The following is an 18464-nucleotide window of genomic DNA, read 5'->3' on the forward strand; positions in this document are numbered from 1 at the left end:
TCAAGCCTGATCCTCCGGTGGCCAGACCGCCGTATCATGGTCGGGGTGTTGATAGGATACGATCTGATGAAGGAAAGAGCCGGCAGCAAGGTCCGCTTCGGTTCGTTCCCCCGGCAGTTCGTGCAGATGGTCGACGAAGTCGACCTTGCCTTCCACCCCCCACTGAATGGTCGGCGGCAACAGCGACGGATCGTCGAACGCGCCGGCGGCAACGGCCATACCGTCCGGAGCTTCATATGTCAGAGGCGTGCCGCAATCGCCGCAGAAGCCACGGTTGACGAAATTCGAGGATCGAAAGGTCTTGCGCTGGCCTCTGGTCCATTCGAACTCCATTCCGCGTACGGAAACCAGCGGCGCATAATAGGCGCCGAACGCCTTCTGGCACATGCGGCAGTGACAGATCGAAGAATCCGTCGGCGTCCCCCGCGCCCGGAAACGAATGGCTCCGCATTGGCATCCGCCGGTATAGGTGTTCATTTCTTCACCTCCCACGTCGTCACACGTTCGCCCGTTGCCGGATCCTTGCCGTCCTTGAGTTGGATGCCCTCGGCGGCGAGCGTATCGCGGATTTCGTCGGCTTCGGCGAAATTCTTCGCCTTGAGCAACTCCAGCCGGGCCTTGACCCGCGCATCGATTTCCGCCGCTACCGCCTCGTCGATCTCGGTCTTCGTCGGCAGCACACCGAGCAGGGCCGCACTGGCGGCAAAAACGGCGTCGTTGCCGGAATGCGCCAGCGCATGCAGCGCCTGGACGGCTGCGACCGTATTAAGATCGTCGGCGAGCGCGTTCAGCACCGTCTCGTCCGGCTTGGCATCACCAGGCTCGGCCGCCGGCCATTTGGCAAGCAGCCGTTCGGCCTCTTCCAGCCGCTTGACCGAAAAATCGATCGGCTCGCGGTAATGCGTCATCAGCATCGCAAGACGCAGCACTTCGCCCGGCCATTGCCGGCCGGCGAATGTCTCCGTGTGCAGCAACTCGTAGATGGTGACGAAATTGCCTTCGGATTTCGACATCTTGCGGCCTTCGACCTGAAGGAAGCCGTTATGCATCCAGACATTCGCCATCACGTCGGTGCCGTGCGCGCAACGTGACTGGGCGATCTCGTTCTCATGATGCGGAAAGATCAGGTCCAGTCCGCCGCCATGGATGTCGAAGACATCGCCGAGATAGCGCCCGCTCATGGCCGAGCATTCGATATGCCAGCCTGGACGGCCGCGGCCCCAGGGGCTTTCCCAGCCGGGCTCGTTGTCGTCAGACAGTTTCCAGAGCACGAAGTCGCCGGGGCTTTTCTTGTGCGCCTCGACGGCGACGCGGGCGCCGGCCTGCTGTTCGTCGAGATTGCGCTTGGAAAGCTGACCGTAATCGGCCATCGACTTCGTATCGAACAGCACTTCGCCTGATGCCTGATAGGCATGGCCGCGCGCAATCAGCCGCTCGATGATCTCGATCATCTGCGCAATATTGTCGGTCGCGCGAGGCTGCACCGTCGGCTCGAGGGAGCCGAGCGCCTTAGCATCGTCGAGAAACTGCGTCTCGGTCTTTTCGGTGACCGCCCGGATCGCGTCGTTCAGCGGCAGGCCGGGATAATCCCTGAGCGCCCGCGCGTTGATCTTGTCATCGACGTCGGTGATGTTGCGGACATAGGTGACGTGGCTTTCGCCATAGACATGGCGCAGCAGGCGGAACAGCACGTCGAAGACGATGACCGGACGCGCATTGCCGATATGGGCGAAATCATAGACCGTCGGGCCGCACACATACATGCGGACGTTTTCGGCATCGATCGGCTTGAAGACCGATTTCTCCCGCGTCAGCGTGTTGTATAGCTTCAGTTCCGGCGTGCCGCCCATTTCACTCTCCCGATATGCATAAGCACAAAATACCGCCACCGGCAGGCCGGGGCGTTTCGCATCTTGGACATTTGGGAGACGAAAACGGCCAGGCCAGCTTTGGGCTAGCGAATAATCTTCCGGCAAATAATGCAGGTAACCGTTTTCATGAGGCGTTTTATGGCGCGGGATCGGAGTTTGGTCAAGAGGGCGAGCAACGATCCCCGAGGCAACCTGAGTTATCTGCCTCGCCAATCGACTGCAGCGATGGACGCCGGCGAAGGAGGTGTGTTTGCCTTAAGATTCCTTGGTCATTTTCAAGACGTAAATCTCGCATAGCCAATTGCGAAGCCATTGAAAACAGGAGGAATGGGTGAGGGGAGTGGCACGATGGACAATCGGCGCGACCGCAATTCTGGCAGTCGCGTCCGCCGCATATTTCGCCTACGATTTCGGTATGGTCCGTTTCAACAATCCGTCTCTACGCCGCTATCCGATCCAGGGTATCGATGTCAGCCACCATCAAGGCGACATCGATTGGAAGACCGTCGCCGCACAGCCGAACGTCCGCTTCGCGATCATGAAGGCGACTGAAGGCGGGGATCACCGGGATTCCAAGTTCGCTGAGAACTGGCAGCGGGCCGGAGATGCCGGGCTGGTAAGGGGTGCTTATCATTTCTTCACCTTCTGCCGCCCCGGCGAGGATCAGGCGCAGAATGTCCTCACGACCGTGCCGAAGGAAGCGGGAACCCTGCCCATCGCTATCGACCTGGAGTTCGTCGGCAATTGCGACAAAGTCCCGACGCTCGATGAAATGGCTGCGGAAGTGAATGCGTTTTTCACGGAGCTCAAAGGCACTTTTCCGGAAAAGCCCATTTTTTACGTCACCGAGGAATTCTTCGATCAATATCTGAAAGGCAATGAAGCGCGCTTCCCCGACCACTATCTGTGGCTGCGAAGCGTCTTCAAGGAACCGACGCAGGAAGGATGCGGTCGTTGGTCAATCTGGCAATTTGCCGATAACGGCACGTTGGATGGGATCCGCGGACCAGTGGATCTCAACGCGCTATGCCCATCAGAAATGGGCTTCGCACATCTCTTCCCCGCCGTTGCTGCAAACTGAAAGTTCAGCCTATCCCGGCAACCGGTAATCCACCAGCTTGTTCTCGCGCACGATGAACAGCTTGCCGGTCTCGGTCACACCCGGCCCGAGCAGCGGCAGGATCGCTTTTGCCACCTCAGACGGATGCGGCAGGCTCATCGGATCTTCGCCGGGAACCGCCTGCGCGCGCATGGCCGTGCGCGTTGCGCCCGGATCGACGCTGGTGATGCGCAACGGCGTTGATTGCGTCTCGCCGGCCCAGGTGCGCGCCAGCGCCTCGACGGCGGCCTTGGACGCCGAGTAAGCGCTCCAGAAGGGACGGCACTTATGCGCAGCACCCGAGGACATGATCACGGCGCGGCCGGCATCCGAGCGCGTCAGCAGCGGATCGACCGAGCGGATCAGCCGCCAGGTGGCGTTGACATTGATGTTCATGACCTTCTCGAAAACCTTCGCTTCGATATGGCCGATCGGCGAGATCACGCCGAGCACGCCGGCATTGGCGACGAGAATGTCGAGCTTGCCCCAACGCTCGAAGATCGAGCCGCCGAGGCGGTCGATCGCTTCCATGTCGGCGAGATCGAAGGGAACCAGCGTCGCAGAACCACCGACCGCCTTGATGGCATCGTCGAGCTCTTCCAGGCCGCCGACGGTGCGGGCGCAGGCGATCACATGCGCGCCGGCCTTGGCGAGTTCGAGTGCCGTGAAATAACCGATGCCGCGCGATGCGCCGGTCACCAGCGCGATCCTGCCTTCAAGATTGATGTTCATCTGCCGCGGCTCCGGATGTGCTTGAAAAGGTAAGGGGCGCAATAAGCGCCCCAGATAGGAAAGTCAAAGCGGAAGCGGCTCAGCCGTTGCTGGCAAGCATGGAAATCTTGTTGCCCATGGACTCGCCGTTCTTGTCGAGCAGGCGGGTCGGATAGTCGCCGGTGAAATAGTGATCGGTGAACTGCGGACGGACCGGGTTGCGATCCTCGCCACCGACGGCGCGATAAAGGCCGTTGATCGACAGAAAGGCGAGCGAATCCGCACCGATATATTTGGCCATCGCTTCGACATCGGCATACTGGTTTGCGAGCAGTTTGTCTGCGTCAGGCGTATCGATGCCATAGAAATCCGGGAAGAAGATCATCGGGCTCGCGACGCGGATATGCACTTCCTTGGCGCCGGCTTCCCGGATCATCTGTACGATCTTCAGCGAGGTCGTGCCGCGCACGATGGAATCATCGACAAGCACCACGCGCTTGCCTTCGATCATCGCCCGATTGGCGGAATGTTTCAGCTTCACGCCGAAGGCGCGGATTTGCTGCGTCGGCTCGATGAAGGTGCGGCCGACATAGTGGTTGCGGATGATGCCGTATTCGAAGGGAATGCCGCTTGCCTGCGCATAGCCGAGCGCAGCCGGCGTGCCGCCATCGGGAACCGGTACGATCACGTCGGCATCGACGGGCGATTCCTTGGCAAGGTTCATGCCCATGTTCTTGCGCGTCGTATAGACGTTGCGGCCGCCAACGACCGAGTCCGGACGAGCGAAATAGACATATTCGAACAGGCAGAGGCGTTCCGGCTGCGGCTTGCTGGGCTTGCGCGCGTCGATGGTGATCGAGCCGTCGGGCTGGATTTCGCAGATGACGACTTCGCCATTTTCCACATCGCGGATGAACTTGGCGCCGATGATGTCGAGCGCGCAGGTTTCCGAGCAGAAGATCGGCTTGCCGTCGAGTTCACCCATAACCAGCGGGCGGATACCGGTGGGATCGCGCGCTGCGATCAGCTTAGTGCGCGTCATGGCGAGCATCGAATAGCCGCCTTCCATCTGACGGATGGCGTCGATGAAGCGATCGGCTGTGGATGTATGACGGGAGCGGGCGATGAGGTGGAGGACGACTTCGGTGTCGGATGTCGACTGACAGATGGCGCCGGTTGCGATGATCTGGCGGCGAAGCGTCAGGCCGTTGGTGAAGTTGCCGTTATGGGCAATGGCGATACCGCCTTCTTCCAGTTCGGCAAAGAGCGGCTGCACGTTGCGCATCGCCACTTCGCCTGTTGTCGAATAGCGCGTATGGCCCATCGATATGCTGCCGGGCAGGCGAGCGAGCGTCATCGGATTGGTATAATGGTCGCCGACGAGGCCCATATGGCGTTCCTGATGGAAGCGCTTGCCGTCGAAGGAAACGATACCGGCCGCTTCCTGCCCGCGATGCTGCAGGGCGTGCAGGCCGAGCGCTGTCAGCGCTGCGGCATCGTCATGTCCCAGAATTCCGAAAACGCCGCATTCTTCATGCAGCGTATCTCCGTCGAGCGGATCGTCAGTCGGGAAGGAATGGGACTGGTTCATTTCTGCGGGCCTCTGCTCTCACAAGAATGGATCGGCATTTCCAATTGCATGATACCGGAAATCTCTGAGCTTTCCGATAGCCTCACGCTCAACGACACCTGCCTCAAAGTCGGTTCGCCGGCTCTGAAACGGTTGAGGCCCGGCAAAGCGAAATGCCCGGCCGGACCTTTGGTCTTACGCCCCGCTCAAATGGCAATTGCCAGGCTGCGGGTCAAGCTAGTGAACACTGCGTCAATTCGATGGCTGCTGTGCGCCATTGTTCGGCGCGGGTGCTGCGTCTTCCGCCGGAGCCTGATCGCTGGCCGGCGCATTGTCTTCTGTCGGCTTCGCGCCACCAAGATTCTCGGTGATGCTCTTCTGGATCATCTGGGCGAATTCATCCGGCAGGACCGCCTGCAGGCGAACGACGAGAGAATCCAGGAACGGCTTCGATTTGGCATTATTGACCCACGCCGGGCGATGATCGGCATCGACCAGCCAGTTCCAGAAGGCAACGGCGACGACGAGCAGAAGTATGCCGCGCGCAGCACCGAAGAGGAAGCCCAAAGTGCGGTCGAGCGCACCGATACGGCTGTCGATGATGAAATCGGCGATCTTCATCGTGATGAAGGAAATGACGATCAGCGCGATCAGGAAGACGACGGCGGCCGAACCGACGATGGCGATACGATCGTCATCGGTATATTTCTTCGCATAAGGCACGAGGTAGGGGTAGAGATAGTAGGCGGCGGCTGCCGAACCGCCCCAGCTCGCGATCGAGAGGATCTCACGCGAGAAGCCGCGGACCATTGCCAAAACGGCGGAGAAGAGCACGACGCCGATGACAATACCGTCGAAAATCGTAATGGGCATGTAAATTCCACTCCAGACTACTGCCTTGCGGGCCGCGTCGCGCTTTGTTTGGCTGATCCTATAGCATCCCCGCTATCGGGGATGAAGGATCAAACGTCTTCTTCCACACGCTGCAGCGCCCCCTTCGATCCGGCTATGCGCGCGACCAGATCCGGCAGGCTCTCGACCTCGCTCCAGCGGCCGCCGCCCTTTGGCAGTTCGGCGGAGCCGGACGGTAACAGAGCCGCCGAAAACCCCAGCTTTTCGGCTTCTTTAAGGCGCTGGGCTGTTTGCGCAACCGGCCGGACAGCGCCGGACAGACTGACTTCGCCGAAATAGACGCAATCGGCCGGAAGGGCAATACCGGCAAGCGATGAAACCAGGGCCGATGCGACGGCCAGATCGGCCGCCGGTTCCGAGATACGGAAGCCGCCGGCAATATTGAGGTAGACGTCGTGCTGGCCGAGGCGAACGCCGCAATGGGCCTCCAGAACCGCAAGGATCATCGAGAGACGCGCCGAGTCCCAGCCGACGACCGCGCGCCGCGGCGTACCGAGCGAGGTCGGCGCCACCAGCGCCTGCACTTCGACGAGAACAGGCCGCGTGCCTTCCATGCCGGCAAAGACGGCAGCACCCGGCGATTTCTCGTTGCGCTCACCAAGGAAGAGTTCCGAGGGGTTGGCGACTTCGCGCAGCCCCTTGTCCGACATTTCGAAGACGCCGATTTCGTCGGTCGGCCCGAAGCGGTTTTTTACGGTGCGCAGGATGCGGTAGTGGTGACCGCGGTCGCCCTCGAAATAGAGCACGGCATCGACCATGTGCTCGACCACACGCGGACCGGCGATCTGGCCGTCCTTGGTCACATGGCCGACGAGCACCATGGCAGCACCCGTCTGCTTGGCGAAGCGGATCATCGACTGCACCCCGGTGCGCACCTGCGTCACCGTACCAGGCGCGGATTCGGCAAGCTCGCTCCAGAGCGTCTGGATGGAATCGATGATGACGAGATCGGGGCGTTTGCCGTCCGCGAGCGTCGCGAGAATGTCCTCGACATTGGTTTCGGCGGCCAGCAATACATCGGTATCGGCCGCCGCCAGCCGTTGGGCACGCAGCCGCACCTGCGCCACAGCCTCTTCGCCCGAGACATAGATGATCCGGTGCCCGCGTCGCGAAAGGGCGGCTGCTCCCTGCATGAGTAGCGTCGACTTGCCGATGCCGGGATCGCCGCCGACGAGAACGGCCGAGCCGCGCACGAAGCCGCCGCCGGTCACCCGGTCGAGTTCGGAAATGCCGGTATGGATACGCGGCGCTTCCTCGATCTCGCCTGAGAGAGCGGTCAGTGCAACGGGCCGGCCCTTCTTCGGCGTCTTGGCGGGGCCGCCGCCGATGCCGCCCATCGGGTCTTCCTCGACGATGGTGTTCCACTCGCCGCAATTGTCGCATTTGCCGGCCCAGCGATTATGCACCGCGCCGCAGCTCTGGCAGATGAATTGTGTTCTGGCCTTGGCCATCAATGACTGCTTTCGGGTAAAGGGGCGCGGCAAGCGCCCGAATCGGAGCTTTGCCCTAGATAATGGCTTCCCGCATCGATCAAAACTAATGATTTTCCTATTAGCGAACGGGCTGGCAGCATTGCCGCGCACTCAAAGGATAGGCCATGCTCGATTATTCGCTCGCTCACTGGATCGGCTTCTTTACCGCGGCGGTTCTCCTGAACATCTCGCCAGGTCCCGACATGGCTTTCATTCTCGGCCATACGATCAAGAGCGGCACGCGGGCCGGCTTCTCGGCCGTCTTCGGCATCTGGACAGGCGCCTGCGTGCATGTGCTTCTCGCCGCCTTCGGCTTGTCGGCGATCCTTGCCGCCTCGGCAATCGCCTTTTCGGCCGTCAAATGGGTGGGCGCGATCTATCTCGTCTGGCTCGGCATTCAGGCACTCCGATCGAAGGGCGAGGGCGGTGTCGTGCGTGCGGCGGGTGAGACGCTCGGCTGGCGGCGTATCTATCGCCAAGGCGTATTGGTCTCGCTTCTCAATCCAAAGGTAGCGATCTTCTTCCTCGCCTTCCTGCCGCAATTCGTCGTTGAGGGCGCAGGCCCGGCCTGGCTGCAACTCGCCATTCACGGCGGCCTCATCATTGTCGTGGCCGCCTTCATCGAACCGCCGCTGATCCTTGCGGGAGGACGCCTTGCCGATGCCTTCAAACGGAATGCAAAGATTGGCCTGTGGCTAGACCGCGGCCTCGGCGCGCTGTTCGTGGCGCTCGGCGTTCGCCTCGCGCTGACCACACGCTAGATAGAGACTATTCCTCATCCATCTCGTATTTGCGTTCATGGCGCAGGCCGATGCTCGTCAGCATCTCGTATCCGATTGTTCCGGCAGCCTTGGCGGCGTCGTCCACGAGAATATTCTTGCCGAAGAGCTCGATATAGTCGCCGGCACGAACCGCACCTTCCGGCAGGTCGGTCACGTCGAAGATCGTCTGGTCCATGGTGATGCGCCCTGCGACCGGCACCTTATGGCCGGCAACAAAACCTTGTCCGCCCTGCGGCACGGTCTGGCGCAGCGGCACGCCTGCGCTCGACTGGCTGCGCATATAGCCATCGGCATAACCGGCCGCGACAATCGCCAGCCGGCTGTCGCGCGTCAGCTGCAGCGCCCGCCCATAGCTGACGGATTCTCCGGCCTTGACCGTGCGGATCTGGATGATGCGCGCCTCGGCCGTCGCCACCGGTCGCATCGGGTTCGCCATGCCGTTGACGGCCTGGCCGCCATAGAGCGCGATGCCCGGCCGGGTGAGATCGAAGTGATAATCGTCACCGAGGAAGATGCCGCCGGAGGCCGCAAGGCTTGAATCGATACCTTCATAGGCAGCGCTAACCATTCGGAATGATTCAAGCTGCTGCCTGTTCATGTCTGAGGAATGATCGTCGCCGCAGGCGAGATGACTCATGACAAGCACGGGCGCAAAACTCGCTGGCCGGGACACGTCGTTAGCGAGCGCGATGGCTTCATCAACCGTCAGGCCGAGCCGGTTGAAGCCGGTATCGACATGCAGCGCGCAAGGATAATCGCCATAGTCGGCAAGCACCGCCATCCAGAAAGCAAGCTGCTCTTCCGAAGAGATGATCGGCACCAGATCGTTTTCGAAGAAGCGACGCTCGGTGCCGGGCCAGATGCCGGCCAGCACGAAGATGCGCGCCTCAGGCGCAAACATGCGCAGCGTCACGCCCTCATCGACGGTTGCCACGAAGAAATCCCGCGCCCCGGCAAGGTAGAGCGCTTCGCCGGCATCCTCGATCCCCATCCCATAGGCATCCGCCTTGACGACGGCCGCCGTGCGCGCCTTTCCGGAGCGGCGAGCCATATCCCGCCAATTGTCGGTCAGCGCCGTCAGGTCGACGGTCAGCCGTAGGCCGGCGGAGGCGAAAAGGTCGTCGTCTTCGAAGGGGATGGAAAAATCTGTCATGATCGCCGCGATGAAAGGGAAAGGAAATTGTTCAAAATACACTAGAGAGCATTGTGGCAAAGAGAAAGCATGGGCGGTCACATACCAACCTTTCCCCACATACGATCACTTTTGTTCAAGACGTGGATCAGCCGGCGCGTTAGTCTGATGAGATGCAGAACGTTTCGCAGAAAGAGGCGGCAGACGCCATGCCGCTCGCCAAGGTGGAATCGGCCCGCTTCTGGCGGGATAGCCGCTTCCGCGACATGGAGTGCCTGAGCGCCAGTTTTCTCACGCATGAATATGCGCCGCACGCCCATGACACATTCAGCATCGGCGCGATCGAAAGTGGCAGCCAGATCGCGACTCTGAGTGGAAGGCGGGAAGAAACCGGGCCAGGAGACCTCTATCTGATCGATCCCGGCGTCGTTCACGACGGCGCTCCGGGCGGTGAGGGCTATCGCTACCGCATGATCTACCCGGATACGAAACTCTTCATCGATATTCTGGAGGATGTCACCGGCAAGGCCTTCAATGCGACGCCCTCCTTTGCCGGCGGGCTGCCCCGCGATCCGCAGCTTGCCAAGGCCTTCCATGCCGCCCACCGCACGCTCGAAGGCGGGGCCGGCGCACTGGAATCCGATGAAAGCATGTTTTCGGTGCTGGCAGCGATCTTCGCCCGTTACGGCAACACCATCGTCGTACCAGTCGATACGAAGGAGCGCAGCGCCGTTGCCCGCGCTCGCGATTATCTCATCGAAAATTTCGACAGCGATGTGAACCTCGAGGAACTGGCCGGGGTGGCGGGGCTGAGCCGCGCTCACCTGATCCGCGCCTTCCGCAGGGAATATCACATTACCCCGCACGCCTTCCTGACGGACCGGCGCATTCTTGTCGCCCGCCAACTGCTGCGGGAAGGCCGCATGCCGGCCGATGTCGCCGCAGTATGCGGTTTCGCCGATCAGGCGCATTTCACCCGCCACTTCAAATCGCGAACCGGCGTCACACCCGGCCAGTTCCGCGCCGGGTAATCACTTTCGTTCAATACAGCCCTTGTCAGGCCCGGCTATGTCTCCGCCGTCTTGATAGGAGCTTGCCATGTTGCAGCAAAGCCGGCCGGCCGGCGAATTTATAGCCGGAATGCGTACCATTTTCCCACTGATCGTCGCCGTCTTGCCGATCGGCCTCGTCTTCGGTGCGGTCTCCGCGACCGAAGGCCTTTCCCCGCTTGAAACCACCCTGATGAGCGCGTTCGTCTTCGCCGGCGGCTCGCAATTCGTGGCGATGGATATCTGGACCCATCCGGCGAGCTGGATCGGCGTCGGCTTCGCAGCACTGCTCGTCAATATCCGTCACGTGCTGATGAGCACGTCGATCGGCACGAAGATGCAGTCCTTCTCCAGTATCAAGCGTTATATCGCCATGCTCTTCCTGGCTGATGAGCTCTGGGCCATGGCGGAATTCCGAGCCGGCAGCACACGGCTCACACCGGCCTGGTATGCCGGCATCGTCACGCCTTTCTATCTTACTTGGGTCGGCTCGTCGCTCGCGGGCGCTCTGCTCGGTGCCTTCCTCGGCAATCCGGCGGTCATCGGCCTCGACTTCGCCTTCCCGGCCGTTTTCGTCGTGCTGGTCATGGGCTTCTGGAAGGGACAGGAAACCGGTGCCGTGCTTGCCGCAAGCGCAGTCGCATCCGTGGCCATCAACCATTTCGTGCCCGGGGTCTGGTACATCGCGGCCGGCGCATTGGCCGGGCTCGCGACCGCTCTCTGGCAGGGCAGGGCGAAGGAGCAGGCGGTATGACGCTCGATCTGAACACTCTGCTTGCCATCCTGGCGATGGCCGTCGCAACGATCTTTACCCGCGTCAGTGGTCTTGTGCTGATCCGCTACGTCGAGATCGATGAGAACAGGAGAACGGCAATCGAAGCCATCCCGCCGGCTGTGTTGATGGCCGTCATCGCCCCGACTGCCCTTGCGACCGGCTGGGCTGAGACATTGGCCTGCGCGGTAACGGCGATTGCCGCCAGCCGCCTGCCGATGTTGGCAAGCGTTGTCATCGGCGTCGCGACGGTTGCCTTGCTACGGGCGGCGGGGCTCTGAAGGAAATTGACGCGGAAAACCTGCGTCAATGCTCCTCATACTGCGTGAACGACGGATCGGCGAGATCGGCAAAGCGCGTGAATTCCGACTGGAAGGCGAGCTTCACTGTGCCGGTCGGTCCGTGACGCTGCTTGGCGATGATGACGTCTGCCGTGCCCTTCACCTTGTCGAAAAGCGCTTCCCATTCCGGATATTTCGGATCGTGGATATCGCGCGGTTCCATATTCTTCACGTAATATTCCTCGCGGAACACGAAGAGCACGACGTCGGCGTCCTGCTCGATCGAGCCGGATTCGCGAAGGTCGGAAAGCTGCGGGCGCTTGTCTTCGCGGCTTTCAACGGCTCGCGAGAGCTGAGACAATGCGATGATCGGAACGTTCAGTTCCTTGCCAAGCGCCTTGAGGCCAGTGGTGATCTGGGTAATTTCCTGAACGCGGTTATCGCTGGATTTGCCGGAGCCTGTCATCAGCTGCACGTAGTCGACCACGAGTACGTCGAGCCCGCGCTGGCGCTTCAGGCGGCGAGCCCGCGCCGAAAGCTGAGCGATCGAGATACCGCCGGTCTGGTCGATATAAAGCGGCACTTTCTGCATCATCATCGAGCAGGCGACGAGCTTTTCGAAATCGGCATCGTTGATATCGCCGCGGCGGATCTTTGAGGAGGAGACTTCCGTCTGCTCGGAGATGATACGGGTGGCGAGCTGTTCGGACGACATTTCGAGCGAATAGAAGCCGACGACGCCACCGTTCTTCGCCTTCATGCTGCCGTCGGACTGCACTTCGCCTTCATAGGCGGCTGCGATATTATAGGCGATGTTGGTCGCGAGCGAAGTCTTGCCCATGCCCGGACGTCCTGCGAGCACGATCAAGTCCGACCGCTGCAGGCCGCCCATCTTGGAATCGAGCGAATGGATACCGGTGGAAATGCCGGACAGGCCGCCGTCGCGTTCCTTGGCAACGGCCGCCATGTCGATGGCGAGCGCCACCGCATCGTTGAAAGCCTGGAAGCCGCCATCGTAGCGGCCGTTTTCGGCAAGCTCGAAAAGCCGGCGCTCGGTATCTTCGATCTGCGCCTGCGGCGGCATGTCGAGCGGCGCGTCATAGGCGATATTGACGACATCCTCGCCGATGGTGATCAGCGCGCGGCGGATCGCCAGGTCATAGATCGCCCTTCCATAGTCTTCGGCATTGATGATCGTCACGGCTCCGGTGACGAGGCTGGCAAGATATTGCGAAACGGTGATATCGCCGACTTTTTCGTCGGCCGGCAGGAAGGTCTTGACCGTGACCGGGTTGGCGATCTTGCCCATGCGAATGATGTCGCCGGCGACCTCGAAGATCTTCCGGTGCAGCGGCTCGTAAAGATGCGTGGGCTTGAGGAAGTCCGACACCCGGTAATAGGCGTCGTTGTTCATCAGGATGGCGCCGAGCAGCGCCTGTTCGGCCTCGATGTTGTTCGGCGCTTCGCGATAGTGCTGCTCTGCAGGAGCAACGGCGGCAATCTTTCGTGCAGCTTCGTTCATCGTCATCCGTATTGTCTTTTATCCAAAACTCGGATTTGCAGGGCGGGCCACATAAAATCAAGTGTCGCGCAGCAACAGCTTTCAGGCGATGGTCAAATCGGCAGCGCTTTGCACATTCTTCGACTTCTCCACAGTCGGCGGACCCGCTGAGTAGAAATATCCTGACTGTCGCTTGCGGGACACGCCGCCCGCGGCGACTCACTTTGTCATTCAAGCACGCTGCTATTTTAGCGCCCCCGATTGGAAGGCGCAGCAAAAAAGCCCGGCACGAAGCCGGGCTTTCCGTTCAGTCTGAAGACAGGAATTATGCCTCGTCTTCGGCAACGCCGTCGGCTTCCGGATCGAAGAAATCTTCCGGACGCAGGGCATCTTCGTCAACGCCGTAGATGGCATCAACAGAGGTGAGCTCTTCGCCCTTGGACTGACGCTCGGCTTCTTCGGTGGAGCGGGCAACGTTCAGCTCGATGTTGATCTCAACTTCAGCATGGAGCTGCAGCTCGACCTTGTGCAGGCCGATCGCCTTGATCGGCGTGTTGAGGTGAACCTGGTTGCGGGCAATGTTGAAGCCTTCTGCGGCCAGAACGTCGACGACGTCACGGGCAGCGACGGAGCCGTAGAGCTGGCCGGTTTCGCCGGCAGAGCGGACGACGATGAAGGACTTGCCGTCGAGAACGTCGGCAACCTTCTGGGCTTCGGACTTGCGCTCGAGGTTACGGGCTTCGAGCGTTGCGCGCTCGGATTCGAAACGGGCCTTGTTGGCAGCGTTGGCGCGCAGTGCCTTGCCGAGCGGCAGAAGGTAGTTGCGTGCGAAGCCGTCGCGAACCTTTACGGTTTCGCCCATCTGGCCAAGCTTGGAGATGCGTTCGAGAAGAATGACGTCCATGGTGTTTTTCCTTTCTTGTTCTCAGATTTCGGTATCGGGTTGTTTGGGGGCATCAGCATCCTTGGTCGGGGTCAGGGCGATTGCCTTGCGGGTATCGGCGAGACCAAGCACGAGGATGAAAAGAGCTGGCAGCATCATCGTGCATGCCAGGTAGCTGAGGATGAGGGCCGGCAGGCGCCAGTCCTTGCCGCGGGTGCGGAAATGCAGCGCGGCGAAGCCGGACATCAGGAAGCCGGCGCCGAAGGCTCCGACAACCGTGGCGCCGATCATCGCCGGAACGCCGCCCATGAACGTGGCGGCAAGACCGGCGAGGAAGATGAAGATCGAATTGCGGTTCATGCGCAACGAGGAGGGAATGTCCTCGCGCGGACGCAGGCCCTTGCCGGAAGCGGCGACGATGCGGGTCGCGATGTAATAGGCGGCAAACAGCATCACCACCCAGATGCCGCCCTGCAGGGCCGGCAGCATGAGCACGACGAGCGACTTCGTCTGCGCGGTCGCGGCCGGATCGGGGATGAATGTCGGCTGCTGCTCCTGCAGCGAGGCCATCAGCACATCGACCATCTGATCGGTAATCTCAGGCCCGTAACCGATCATGATGCCGGTGACGATGACGGCGAAGGTGACGAGACCGCACAGATGCAGCAGGATATCGGACAGCGGATACCAGGCGAGCAGATGGTCGGGGCCGCCGAGTTCGGAAGCCGGGCGCGCGAGGTTCGCAAGGTGGCTGATCCATCCTGCCGGCAGCAGCGTCACCAGCGTCATGACGAGCGCGAAGGACGGGGAAATGGCGATGGCGCCAAGCACGGCGGCGGTGACGACGGCCGAAATTGCGGCTGTATTGCCCCAGCCGAGGCCGACGAGCAGGATCGGAAGCGCGGAAGCGGCATAAAGCACGGCGCTGAACGACGGCTGCATGCTCGCGCCAAGCACCAGCAAGGCGGCGGTCAATCCGGCGAGTGCGCCGGTCGCAAGCGTTTTCAGGTTCGGTCTTGTCACTTCGCTGTCCTGCTTCATCAAGCAGTTAGAGGATTTCCCTGATCAAGTTCGGGAGAGGCCTCAACATGGGTTTTCAGGTTCCGATCCGCGCCCATCGCGGAAGGGAGGAAGCCCCGGATCGAAATCCGGGGCTCCAATAGTCAATTAGGCGACGACGTACGGCAGCAGGCCGAGGAAGCGGGCGCGCTTGATCGCCTGGGCGAGTTCGCGCTGCTTCTTCTGGGAAACGGCCGTGATGCGGGACGGAACGATCTTGCCGCGCTCGGAAATGTAGCGCTGCAGGAGACGGACGTCCTTGTAGTCGATGCGCGGAGCGTTTGCACCGGAGAACGGGCAGGTCTTGCGACGACGATGGAACGGACGGCGGACCGGAGCGGAGGAAGATTCAGACATTCTTATTTCTCCTTATGCACGGTCTTCGCGGGGAGCGCGGTCAGGGCGCGGGCCACGCTGGAAGTCGCCGTCACGGCGCGGCGGACGATCACCGAATTCGCGGCGCGGGCCACGGTCGCCGCCTTCACGCGGGCCGCGGTCGTCGCGGTCGCGCTTCTGCATCATGGCAGACGGGCCGTCTTCGTGCTTTTCGACAGCGATGGTCATGTAGCGAAGAACGTCTTCGCTGATGCGCATCTGACGTTCCATTTCCTGGATCGCAGCTGCCGGTGCATCGATATCCATCAGGGCATAGTGAGCCTTGCGGTTCTTCTTGATGCGGTAGGTGAGGGACTTGAGGCCCCAGTTTTCGATGCGCCCGACCTTGCCACCGTTAGCTTCGATCACGCCCTTGTACTGTTCTACGAGGGCATCGACCTGCTGCGTGGAAATATCCTGTCGGGCAAGGAATACATGTTCATAAAGAGCCATGACAGCTTTGCCTTTCTTGCGTTGATCAGAACCCGGCATTCGGCGGCTAAGCCTCAACGACTGCTCCTGAGAGGCGCCAGGCGCCAAGCAAGAAAAGCGTTTCCGAGACGGTCGAGAGCGGAGACACGGGAGGCTGGAACGCTTCCGTTCCGAACGGCTCGCAAGAAGCAAACCGGCCCTCCGTTCAGCCACCAGCCATAAGACCGGGTTAACGAACAGGCGCGCTTATACGGATTTTTGAGCGAAAGGCAAGCGCATATGGCGGAAAAGCAGGTCATGCGCTTGCGAGCCAGAGGCGCCAGGATGCAGAGCGCCCGCTTGATGAGTCTTTAAAGCGGCATCGGATACTGCCGGTGAACCTTCTCGATTTCAGCAAGCACATCGCTGCTGAGCTGCACGTTCGCTGAGCCGATATCCGTCTTCAGCTGCGCCATCGAGGTCGCACCGATGATGACGGAGGTCATGAAGTGGCGGCTCAGGCAGAAGGCAAGCGCCATCTGGGCGGGGTCGAGGCCGTGCCGTGATGCGACGTCGAGATAGGCCTTCGTCGGCGCTTCCTGCAACGGCTGCAGGCGTCCGCCAAGGTCGCCGTTGATCGACGCGCGTGTGCCCTCGGGCTTCTCGCCGTTAATGTACTTGCCGCTTAAGATTCCGGCGGCAAGGGGCGAATAGGCCAGCAGACCGACATCTTCGTGGTGGGAGAGTTCCGCCATGTCGAGATCGAAATGGCGGTAGAGAAGATTGTATTCGTTCTGGACGCTGGCGACGCGCGGCAGGTTCATCTGCTCGGAAAGCGTCACATATTTCTGCGTGCCCCAGGTCGTCTCGTTGGAGAGGCCGAAGGAGCGGATCTTGCCTTCCTTCACCAGTTCGCCCACCGTCTCCAGAATGTCGGTCATGTTGGCGATGGCCTTGGCGCGATCCTGCTTGAAGGGATCGTAGTGCCAGCTTTGGCGAAAATGGAAATGGCCACGGTTCGGCCAGTGGATCTGGTAGAGATCGACATAATCGGTCTTCAGTCGCTTCAGGCTGGCCTCGAGCGCGATGCGGATATTCTTGGCGTCGGCGCCTTCGCCGTTGCGGATGTAAGAGCGGCCGGTGCCGGCAACCTTGGTAGCGAGGACGATATCCTTGCGCTTGCCGGTCTTTTCGAACCAGCTGCCGATATAGTCTTCCGTGCGGCCCTGCGTTTCGGCCGAAACCGGCGTGGTCGGGTATAGCTCGGCAGTATCGAAGAAATTGATACCTTCCTGGACGGCGTAGTCCATCTGCTCATGGGCTTCCGCCTCGCTGTTCTGCGTGCCCCAGGTCATGGTGCCAAGGCAAATCTCGGAAACGGAAATATCTGTGCGGCCTAATTTATTGTATTTCATCGGGGACCTTGGACGTCAGCTAAGAAAGGAAGGGCGTGGGAGGAGCCGCGCAAATCTAGGCTGGATTTACTGAAGCGCAAGAGAAAAAACCGGCCTTTCCCGCTGGGATGAAACGCTTTGGAGAGTATCCGCCGCCACTTGACTCTGAAAGAAAGAATGTCAATTGGAGGCGAAATGGCCCAATGGGCATCATCGAGGGACCGAAAAAATGACCATTGCTTTCACTTTTCCCGGCCAGGGCAGCCAGGCCGTCGGCATGGGCAAGGATCTCGCCGAGAATTTTGCAGAAGCCCGCGCCGTTTTCGAAGAGGTCGATGAAGCGCTCGGCGAAAAGCTCTCCGACGTCATGTTCAACGGTCCCGAAGACAAGCTGACGCTGACGGCAAACGCCCAGCCGGCGCTGATGGCTGTCTCCATGGCTGTCATCCGTGTTCTCGAAGCCAAGGGTCTCGATCTGAAGGCCAAGGTCGCCTACGTCGCCGGCCATTCGCTCGGCGAATATTCCGCCCTTTGTGCCGCCGGCACCTTCTCGATTGCCGATACGGCGCGACTTCTGCGCATCCGTGGCAATGCCATGCAGGCAGCCGTGCCTGTCGGCGTCGGTGCCATGGCGGCCATCATCGGCCTCGAACATGCCGACGTGCAGGCCGTCTGCGAAGAGGCCTCGGCCATTGGCTCCTGTCAGATCGCCAATGACAATGGCGGTGGCCAGCTCGTCATTTCCGGCGAGAAGTCCGCCGTCGAAAAAGCAGCCGGGCTTGCGACCGACAAGGGCGCGAAGCGCGCCATCCTGCTGCCGGTCTCCGCTCCTTTCCATTCGAAGCTGATGGCGCCGGCCGCAGACGCCATGCGCGAGGCGCTCGCCGGCGTGAAGAAGACCAACCCGGTCGTACCTGTCATCGCCAATGTCCGCGCCGCCCCCGTCACTGATGCAGAGGAGATCGCCAATCTTCTCGTTGAGCAGGTTACCGGACAGGTCCGCTGGCGCGAGACTGTGGAATGGTTTGCCGCAAACGGCGTCACCACGCTTTATGAGCTCGGCGCCGGCAAGGTGCTGACCGGCCTTGCACGCCGCATCGACAAGAATATCAATGGTATCTCGGTCAACGGCCCTGCCGATATCGACACTGCCATTGCCTCTCTCACCGCCTGATTGCCCCATTTCATAT

The 18464-nt window shown here is 60.9% G+C and carries 19 protein-coding genes; 6 read left to right on the forward strand and 13 right to left on the reverse strand.

The genetic code is table 11. The annotated features are described in order from the left end of the window. Window positions 1-477, reverse strand: coding sequence for a GFA family protein (locus ACK9YZ_RS04840; RefSeq protein ID WP_216757564.1), 477 nt, complete (start codon window positions 475-477; stop codon window positions 1-3). Next, complete coding sequence (cysS, locus tag ACK9YZ_RS04845) at window positions 474-1850, reverse strand: cysteine--tRNA ligase (protein ID WP_416065851.1); 1377 nt, start codon at window positions 1848-1850, stop codon at window positions 474-476. The genes ACK9YZ_RS04840 and cysS overlap by 4 nt, the downstream gene beginning before the upstream one ends. Before the next feature lie 352 nt (window positions 1851-2202). On the opposite strand from cysS, the gene ACK9YZ_RS04850 reads away from it, so the two are divergent. Then, window positions 2203-2952, forward strand: a complete 750-nt coding sequence (locus ACK9YZ_RS04850) for a GH25 family lysozyme (RefSeq protein WP_416065852.1) — start codon at window positions 2203-2205, stop codon at window positions 2950-2952. A 9-nt stretch (window positions 2953-2961) separates the two neighbouring features. On the opposite strand, the gene ACK9YZ_RS04855 is transcribed toward ACK9YZ_RS04850, so the two are convergent. The 4 genes from ACK9YZ_RS04855 to radA all read right to left on the reverse strand — a co-directional run bounded on the left by ACK9YZ_RS04855 (window position 2962) and on the right by radA (window position 7614). Continuing rightward, window positions 2962-3702, reverse strand: coding sequence for an SDR family NAD(P)-dependent oxidoreductase (locus tag ACK9YZ_RS04855; RefSeq protein WP_416065853.1), 741 nt, complete (start codon window positions 3700-3702; stop codon window positions 2962-2964). Between the two features lie 79 nt (window positions 3703-3781). Continuing rightward, window positions 3782-5272 carry an amidophosphoribosyltransferase gene (gene purF, locus ACK9YZ_RS04860; protein ID WP_416065854.1) on the reverse strand — a complete coding sequence of 497 codons (1491 nt, stop codon included), beginning with the start codon at window positions 5270-5272 and terminating at the stop codon, window positions 3782-3784. Window positions 5273-5503: 231 nt separating this feature from the next. After that, window positions 5504-6124: a CvpA family protein gene (locus ACK9YZ_RS04865; RefSeq protein WP_216757569.1), complete on the reverse strand. Its 621-nt coding sequence runs from the start codon at window positions 6122-6124 to the stop codon at window positions 5504-5506. An 89-nt stretch (window positions 6125-6213) separates the two neighbouring features. Further along, a complete protein-coding gene (gene radA / locus ACK9YZ_RS04870) occupies window positions 6214-7614 on the reverse strand; it encodes a DNA repair protein RadA (RefSeq protein WP_416065855.1) in 1401 nt (466 codons plus the stop codon). Between the two features lie 146 nt (window positions 7615-7760). On the opposite strand from radA, the gene ACK9YZ_RS04875 reads away from it, so the two are divergent. Further along, window positions 7761-8396, forward strand: coding sequence for a LysE family translocator (locus ACK9YZ_RS04875; RefSeq protein ID WP_216757571.1), 636 nt, complete (start codon window positions 7761-7763; stop codon window positions 8394-8396). Window positions 8397-8403: 7 nt separating this feature from the next. Here the strand turns inward: ACK9YZ_RS04875 and alr are convergent, their stop codons facing one another. Further along, entirely contained in the window at window positions 8404-9570 is a 1167-nt protein-coding gene (gene alr, locus ACK9YZ_RS04880; protein ID WP_416065856.1) for an alanine racemase, read from the reverse strand. Window positions 9571-9758: 188 nt separating this feature from the next. On the opposite strand from alr, the gene ACK9YZ_RS04885 reads away from it, so the two are divergent. From ACK9YZ_RS04885 to ACK9YZ_RS04895, 3 genes are all read left to right on the forward strand, one after another. Then, complete coding sequence (locus tag ACK9YZ_RS04885; RefSeq protein ID WP_416066820.1) at window positions 9759-10580, forward strand: AraC family transcriptional regulator; 822 nt, start codon at window positions 9759-9761, stop codon at window positions 10578-10580. Window positions 10581-10647: 67 nt separating this feature from the next. Then, window positions 10648-11352: an AzlC family ABC transporter permease gene (locus ACK9YZ_RS04890; RefSeq protein WP_416065857.1), complete on the forward strand. Its 705-nt coding sequence runs from the start codon at window positions 10648-10650 to the stop codon at window positions 11350-11352. Beyond that, window positions 11349-11651, forward strand: a complete 303-nt coding sequence (locus ACK9YZ_RS04895; RefSeq protein ID WP_216757574.1) for an AzlD family protein — start codon at window positions 11349-11351, stop codon at window positions 11649-11651. Before ACK9YZ_RS04890 ends, ACK9YZ_RS04895 begins: the two co-directional genes overlap by 4 nt. A 25-nt stretch (window positions 11652-11676) precedes the next feature. On the opposite strand, the gene ACK9YZ_RS04900 is transcribed toward ACK9YZ_RS04895, so the two are convergent. The 6 genes from ACK9YZ_RS04900 to ACK9YZ_RS04925 all read right to left on the reverse strand — a co-directional run bounded on the left by ACK9YZ_RS04900 (window position 11677) and on the right by ACK9YZ_RS04925 (window position 17295). Beyond that, window positions 11677-13173 carry a replicative DNA helicase gene (locus ACK9YZ_RS04900; RefSeq protein WP_216758831.1) on the reverse strand — a complete coding sequence of 499 codons (1497 nt, stop codon included), beginning with the start codon at window positions 13171-13173 and terminating at the stop codon, window positions 11677-11679. Window positions 13174-13477: 304 nt separating this feature from the next. Further along, on the reverse strand, window positions 13478-14056 hold the full coding sequence (gene rplI / locus ACK9YZ_RS04905) for a 50S ribosomal protein L9 (RefSeq protein ID WP_183730661.1): 579 nt from the start codon (window positions 14054-14056) through the stop codon (window positions 13478-13480). Window positions 14057-14077: 21 nt separating this feature from the next. Next, on the reverse strand, window positions 14078-15058 hold the full coding sequence (locus ACK9YZ_RS04910) for a DUF2232 domain-containing protein (protein ID WP_216757575.1): 981 nt from the start codon (window positions 15056-15058) through the stop codon (window positions 14078-14080). A 144-nt stretch (window positions 15059-15202) separates the two neighbouring features. Beyond that, window positions 15203-15451 (reverse strand): 30S ribosomal protein S18, encoded by a 249-nt coding sequence (gene rpsR, locus ACK9YZ_RS04915; RefSeq protein WP_007531286.1) that lies wholly within the window; start codon window positions 15449-15451, stop codon window positions 15203-15205. A 12-nt stretch (window positions 15452-15463) separates the two neighbouring features. Beyond that, on the reverse strand, window positions 15464-15922 hold the full coding sequence (rpsF, locus tag ACK9YZ_RS04920) for a 30S ribosomal protein S6 (RefSeq protein WP_029616526.1): 459 nt from the start codon (window positions 15920-15922) through the stop codon (window positions 15464-15466). A 329-nt stretch (window positions 15923-16251) separates the two neighbouring features. Further along, a complete protein-coding gene (locus ACK9YZ_RS04925; RefSeq protein ID WP_416065858.1) occupies window positions 16252-17295 on the reverse strand; it encodes an aldo/keto reductase in 1044 nt (347 codons plus the stop codon). Window positions 17296-17503: 208 nt separating this feature from the next. Between ACK9YZ_RS04925 and fabD the strand changes: the two genes are divergently transcribed. Next, window positions 17504-18448: an ACP S-malonyltransferase gene (gene fabD, locus ACK9YZ_RS04930; RefSeq protein WP_216757577.1), complete on the forward strand. Its 945-nt coding sequence runs from the start codon at window positions 17504-17506 to the stop codon at window positions 18446-18448. The last annotated feature ends 16 nt before the right edge of the window (window positions 18449-18464 follow it).

The sequence above is a fragment of the Rhizobium sp. ZK1 genome, from assembly GCF_047782645.1.
Classification (GTDB): Bacteria; Pseudomonadota; Alphaproteobacteria; order Rhizobiales; family Rhizobiaceae; genus Rhizobium.